This is a genomic window from Microtetraspora niveoalba (genome assembly GCF_001570405.1).
GTDB lineage: Bacteria > Actinomycetota > Actinomycetes > Streptosporangiales > Streptosporangiaceae > Microtetraspora > Microtetraspora niveoalba.
Map to the genome: position 1 here is coordinate 246,421 of NZ_BBYM01000009.1, position 1,002 is coordinate 247,422.

The window sequence follows — 1,002 nt, forward strand, 5'->3', positions numbered from 1 at the left end:
GGACAGGGCGGCCAGCGCGGCCGCCTCACCACCCCAGCGGCCGGTCCAGGCTCCACGGATCCGCCTCCCCCAGCGCGATGGCCCGCCCCGACCGATGTGCCCACCCCGGCGAACCTGCCCGCCCCGACCGGTGTGCCCACCCCGGCGAACCTGCTCGCCCCGACCGGTGTGCTCGCCCGGATCAGCGCGCCCACCCTGGCGGGTCTGCGCGCCCCGTCGTCGCCGTCCGCGCCGCCTGGTCGCCTCGGCCCGGCGGGTTCCACGCCGTCCCCCTGCCCGTGGGGTGGGGGCGGCCGCGGTTCCCCGGTCGTCGGGCTGGAGCGGGGAAGTGGAAGTGGAGGTGACCGGCGCGGCCGCGGACGGCGTGGCGATGACGCGCTTCCCGGCGGCCGTCGGGGTGGCAAAGGGGGCCCTGGTGTTCCCGGCGGCCGGCGGGGCGGCGAAGGGGGCGGTGGCCTTCTCCGCGTCCGGCGGTGGGGTGAAGGGGGCGGTGGCGTTCCTGGTGGACGGCGGGGTGGTGTTCGGTGCCGGGGGATCGAGGACGGCCGGGCGGAGCGACAGCGGGGGATAGGCGATGGGGATCGCGTCGAGGAGCCGTTCGGCGGACACGTGCCTGCGTCTGCCCTCGGCGCACACCTCGCATCCCGCGATGTGCCTGGTCAGGCGTTTGCGCAGCACCGGTCCAGGGGGACCGGCCGGGCCGGACTCGACCAGCGCGGACAGGTCGGGGCAGTGCGCCCGCGCCTTCTCCGGCAGGACGACCGCCGCCGCCGCGTTCTCCACGCGGTCTCTGGCCCTGGCGAGCCGGGCCGCCGCCTGTCGCGAGCTTAGGCCCAGGACCGAGCCGGCCTCGGCGGGCGTGAGGCCGTGCCGTACGGACAGGGAGAGGATCTCGCGGTCGCCCGGCCCGAGGTCGGCGAGGGCGGCGCGCACCAGCGCCGCCGTCCGCGGGTCGGCCGGGTCGTCGAGCACCGCGACGGCGGCCGCCCTGCCCCGCTCGCG

1 protein-coding gene is annotated in these 1,002 nt (G+C 78.4%); it reads right to left on the reverse strand.

Going from position 1 to position 1,002, the window contains the following annotated elements:
• Positions 1-1,002, reverse strand: a 1,002-nt coding sequence (locus AWQ70_RS38710) for a sigma factor-like helix-turn-helix DNA-binding protein (RefSeq protein ID WP_281196877.1), incomplete at both ends; no start/stop codon positions are given.